This is a genomic window from Nonomuraea salmonea (assembly GCF_042428605.1).
In the GTDB taxonomy this organism is placed as follows: domain Bacteria; phylum Actinomycetota; class Actinomycetes; order Streptosporangiales; family Streptosporangiaceae; genus Nonomuraea; species Nonomuraea salmonea.
Map to the genome: position 1 here is coordinate 1 of NZ_JBHMCF010000005.1, position 4,276 is coordinate 4,276.

The window sequence follows — 4,276 nt, forward strand, 5'->3', positions numbered from 1 at the left end:
TCGCGGGCATCAAGGTGACGAACGGGTTCAAAACCGTACACCACTCCCGTGGACGCTAACTGCTCATCAGGTTCAACGAGCAGTTCGTCGAGTACAGCTTGCTCATCCACGATGGCGGCAGCTCCTCCATCATCATCTCGTTCTGTCCCTGGTGCGGGACACGCCTTCCCGAATCTCAGCGGGACCGGTGGTTCGATGCGCTCGAAGCACTGGGAATCGAGCCGGGAGATGACGAGATCCCGGTCGAATATCAAGATGGACGCTGGCTGCAGTCCTGATCTCGCACGGCGCGAAGCGGGTCGCATTCACCTCACCGTCGTCAGGGCGGCCGGGCCGTCGTCGTCATCCGCGTCGCTCTGGGCGTTGTCTTCTCTCTTCTGATGCCCGATGAGGTGCTTGTCGATGGCCTCGGTGATCAGCTTGTCGGCTCCCCGGACTGCATGCTGGTAGATCATCGCGGCTCGGACGTTGTCGTGTCCCATGCGTGCCATGAGGTCCTTGAGGCCCGCTCCCGAGTCCGCCGCGATCATGTTGCCCGTGTGACGGAGATCATGGAAGTGCAGCCCCGGAACGCCGATCTCCCGTACAGCCTCCGCTCGCCCCATCGCAGGCTCGCGAAGGTGGCCAGGAGCACGAAGGCTCTGTAGCGCCGATCGTGTGTGCAGTCGGCCTGCCCGGTGTCGATCATTCGCCACAGCGCCCGCTCGGCTTCCACTCGCGTCGGGAAGACCTCCGGGTAGGTCCGCATCTCGCCATGCCGCTGGAACCGGATGCGGTGCCCCTCACCTCTCTTGAGCCCTCGAATGCTGCCCACCGGGCGGCGCCCAACCTTGTCCGCCAGCTCGAAGACCTGCCCGACGGAGAGGACCGGTCGCTCTTCGGCGTGCTCGTCGCCGGCCCCGCGGATTCGGCACGGGTTGCGGGAGATGATCCGGTCATCCTCGGCCGCCGTCATGAGCACGGCACGGAGGAGGCGGTACGCCTTGGCCGCCATGCTGACCGAGACGCCCTTGCCGAGCAGAGCCGCCCGCCACTGCCGAATCATTGCGGTGGAGAGCTTGCCGAGCGAGACGTTGCCGAGGTACGGCGTGATGTGCTTCTTGAGCAGCCAGCCATAGAGGTCGATCGTCCTCGGCCGAAGCCCGGGACGCTGGTCGATCCAGGTTGCCGAATACTCTGCGAGCTTGACCTTGGCCCGCTCAGGGTCGGTCCACGTCCCGGCGAGGATCTTTCCCTCGATCAGGGTCCGGCCGTCCGGTCCGGGATAGCGGATCTGGAACCGCCCTGAGGGCAGCTTGCGGATGTTGCCGAAACGGCGGTGGTTCTCCTTGTTCGCCATCAGGCGGCCCTCCCGGTTGCGTCGCAGGTCGTCATGGGCGCGACGGTCCCGGCGACGACGAAGGCGATCAGTGCGGACTCTCGGATGCGGACGTGCCGCCCGACCTTGACGAACTCGATCCGGCGTTCGGCGATCAGTCGGCGGACGAAGCGAACCGAGGTGCTGAGCAGTTCGGCCGCTTCCGGGACGGTGAACAGTTGGTCCAAGATCTCCTCCGCTCAGGCTGCCTGCGGAGTTGCCGAAAGTTCTTCGAGGCGTCTCAGGTGGGCCCGCCATCGCTGCCGTTCGGCGATGGACCTGAGGAGCCGGACGCCGATCGGAGCGACCTCGGGATCGCCCGGCCTGACCGGTTGCCAGACGTAGCGGTGTGGGTCGGTCGGTTCGTCGGCCTGGCCGAGCGCTTCCAGGACCCAGGTGCGGCGGTCCTGCTTGTGTTCGGCGAGCGTCTTGTTGCTCCACTTCCGGGAGACGAGGACCCGGCGACCGGCGTAGCCGAGGTGTTCGGGCTTGTGAGCCTTGGACCGGCAGCGGCCGGGAACCATCCCCGGCTTGGCGTTCTTGGGCTGCACGCCGTACCGGAGCCAGTTCGGGCGGGTCGGCGAGCACGGCTCGTAGCGCAGGGCATCGACGAAGCGGGCCGCGTGCTCCCGCTGCGCCTGGTCGTCCAAGGTCTCGCCGAGGCTCTTCGTCAGGTACTTGGACAGGTACCGGATGCACTGGTCGGCGTCCGGCGACCCGGCGAGCACACCCTTCACGTCCATCTGATCGCCGAAGCGGATCACGTGCATGGGCTCGTCGCCGAGCTGGTCGAGCGCTTCGTCCCAGGTGGGCAGGACCTCGCCCGTGTCGGGATCCACGTAGCCGTCGTTCCATATGGGCAGGTGGTCGCCCTCGAAACGGACTTCATCCGCCTGAGGCCACCAGACTCGGTGATAGGTGGCCGCCGCGATCTGCTTCATCTCGGTGCGCGGCAAGGTGCCCCGGATGGCCATATGCAGGTGTGGAGCGAGCCGCTTCTGAGACTCCACCGTGGCGAAGTACTGCACGTCGTAGCCAGCGACGCGGCGAAGGTTCTGCACGAACCGGTCCACGAGCTTGGAGAAGTGCAGCGCGTCACGAGCCGTCCGAACGTAGTCATACGTGGCCGGATCGACGGGAGCGCCGTTCATGACCTTGCCGTAGCTCGGCAGGGTGAGCGTGACGAACAGAGAAGGCCGGTAGGTCTTGCCGTCCGCCGCCTCGAAGGTCCGGCCCAGGATTGTGCTGGCCATCTTTCGCTTGGGCAGGTCGGGCGCGTCCTGGCGGCGCTTGGTGGAGCGGACGCGCTTGGACCGCGTACGACCGAGCACGTCGCCAGCTCAAGCGTCTGCTCGACTCCGGCACGCGCATCCGCTGCCTCTTCCTCGACCCGAAGGGCCAAGCGATCCGCGCCCGCGAAGCAGAAGAGGGCTACACCGACAGCACCCTGACGACCCTCACAGCGCTCAACATCAGCATGCTGACCAGGTTGCGCGATCGACTCGACACCACATCGGCCCAGCGCCTTGAGCTCCACCCCTACGGCGAGACGATCCGATTCAACTTGCTCATCGTGGACCGGGCGTTGTGCGTGGTCCAGCCGTACCTCCCGCAGGCGCGGAGTCGATTCACCTACCTTTGTAATCACAGACAACACCGCCGAAGAGGGCTGTTCCCCATTTTCGACCAGGTGCTAAGGGGATATGTGGGAGCGGAGCAAACCCGTATGACCATCGACGCCCGGACCCTTCTCCCTATCGCTGAGCGCGCCGTGTCGATCGCCAGTGAGATCATCCGTACCAAGGCTCCCGGCGTCGTCACGGCGAAGGGTGACCGGGATATGGCGACAGAGGTGGACTACGCCGTTGAGCATGCCGTGCGGGAGTTCTTGTCCCGCGAGAGTCCTGAGATTGGATTCCTTGGCGAGGAGGAAGGCGTCAGCCACCTGGGCGACGGCCTGATGTGGGCGCTGGACCCCGTGGACGGAACTGCCAACTTCCTGCACGGCATCCCGCTCTGCGGCGTCTCTCTGGGCCTGGTCGACAAGGACACGCCCACACTCGGAGTGATCGACCTGCCGTTCCTCAACCTCCGCTACTCGGCGGCCGAAGGTGCTGGCGCTGTCGTCAACGGCTCCGAGATCCGCGTCAGCGATGCCCGCGAGCTGCAGAGCGCGATCGTGGCGATCGGCGACTACGCCGTAGGGGAGAACGCCGACGAGCGCAACCGGCCGCGTCTCGCCCTGACTGAAGAACTCGCCGGACGTGTCCAGCGCATCCGGATGTTCGGCTCGGCCGCGATCGATCTGGCGTGGGTTGCGGACGGCAGGATCGACGCGAACATCATGCTCAGCAACAACCCCTGGGACACCGCAGCAGGGGTCATCATCGCCCGAGAGGCCGGAGCGACGGTGGTCGATCTCGACGGAAGCCCACACAGCATGACCGCCCACGCGACCATCGCAGCAAGCCCCAAGCTCGTGGCCGACCTCGTGGAACTCATTGCCGAGGCACGCTAAGGCCGCGGTGTGCGACCGGATGTGCGACCGGATGTCTGGTCTCACTTGATGCTTGACGCTTTGGCATCGGATGATGCTTGACACTCCTAGCCGATCTTTCGCTTCTTAGTATGCGCCTGGGACTTGATCCGGGTGATCTCCTGGGTGGTGGTTCGAGGCACAACGCGGATGGGTTCGCCGTTGTCGTGGACGGTGATGTGGGTGTCGTCCACGGTCACGTCCAGGATCTTGCGGGCGTGGACCCGTCCGACCTGGATCTTCTGTCCGACGACCTGGAAGTGGCCGCGGCTGCAGACCACACGCTGGACGGTGACGGGCCCGGCAGGGGAGGTGGGCGGTGCTCCGGCGGCGCGGGCGTTGCGCAGGGTGACGCACTCGGCGAGCGGGAGGGGGCAGGGCAC

5 protein-coding genes and 3 pseudogenes are annotated in these 4,276 nt (G+C 65.9%); 3 read left to right on the forward strand and 5 right to left on the reverse strand.

The annotated features are described in order from the left end of the window. Positions 1–65 precede the first annotated feature (65 nt). On the forward strand, positions 66–278 hold the full coding sequence (locus ACFFR3_RS06670) for a DUF6980 family protein (RefSeq protein ID WP_379482770.1): 213 nt from the start codon (positions 66–68) through the stop codon (positions 276–278). 27 nt (positions 279–305) lie between these two features. Here the strand turns inward: ACFFR3_RS06670 and ACFFR3_RS06675 are convergent, their stop codons facing one another. The 4 genes and pseudogenes from ACFFR3_RS06675 to ACFFR3_RS06690 form a co-directional block, all read right to left on the reverse strand. After that, positions 306–530 carry a hypothetical protein gene (locus ACFFR3_RS06675; RefSeq protein WP_345395012.1) on the reverse strand — a complete coding sequence of 75 codons (225 nt, stop codon included), beginning with the start codon at positions 528–530 and terminating at the stop codon, positions 306–308. Then, entirely contained in the window at positions 527–1,339 is an 813-nt protein-coding gene (locus ACFFR3_RS06680) for a tyrosine-type recombinase/integrase (protein ID WP_345395015.1), read from the reverse strand. Before ACFFR3_RS06680 ends, ACFFR3_RS06675 begins: the two co-directional genes overlap by 4 nt. After that, positions 1,339–1,545 carry a helix-turn-helix domain-containing protein gene (locus tag ACFFR3_RS06685; protein ID WP_345395018.1) on the reverse strand — a complete coding sequence of 69 codons (207 nt, stop codon included), beginning with the start codon at positions 1,543–1,545 and terminating at the stop codon, positions 1,339–1,341. The genes ACFFR3_RS06680 and ACFFR3_RS06685 overlap by 1 nt, the downstream gene beginning before the upstream one ends. A gap of 12 nt (positions 1,546–1,557) precedes the next feature. Continuing rightward, positions 1,558–2,694, reverse strand: a pseudogene (locus ACFFR3_RS06690) (replication initiator); the annotation flags it as partial. On the opposite strand from ACFFR3_RS06690, the pseudogene ACFFR3_RS06695 reads away from it, so the two are divergent. Beyond that, positions 2,598–2,921, forward strand: a pseudogene (locus ACFFR3_RS06695) (DUF5919 domain-containing protein); the annotation flags it as partial. The pseudogenes ACFFR3_RS06690 and ACFFR3_RS06695 overlap by 97 nt on opposite strands. Positions 2,922–3,083: 162 nt before the next feature. Further along, a complete protein-coding gene (locus ACFFR3_RS06700) occupies positions 3,084–3,875 on the forward strand; it encodes an inositol monophosphatase family protein (RefSeq protein WP_345395020.1) in 792 nt (263 codons plus the stop codon). Between the two features lie 86 nt (positions 3,876–3,961). On the opposite strand, the pseudogene ACFFR3_RS06705 reads toward ACFFR3_RS06700, so the two are convergent. Then, positions 3,962–4,276: pseudogene (locus ACFFR3_RS06705) on the reverse strand (hypothetical protein); the annotation flags it as partial.

What these genes read in the sequence shown, in the direction of transcription:
- ACFFR3_RS06680 (WP_345395015.1), bottom strand. Translation starts at nt 1,339, where the DNA reads ATGGCGAACAAGGAGAACCACCGCCGTTTCGGCAACATCCGCAAGCTG.
- ACFFR3_RS06675 (WP_345395012.1), bottom strand. Translation starts at nt 530, where the DNA reads ATGATCGCGGCGGACTCGGGAGCGGGCCTCAAGGACCTCATGGCACGC.
- ACFFR3_RS06700 (WP_345395020.1), top strand. Translation starts at nt 3,084, where the DNA reads ATGACCATCGACGCCCGGACCCTTCTCCCTATCGCTGAGCGCGCCGTG.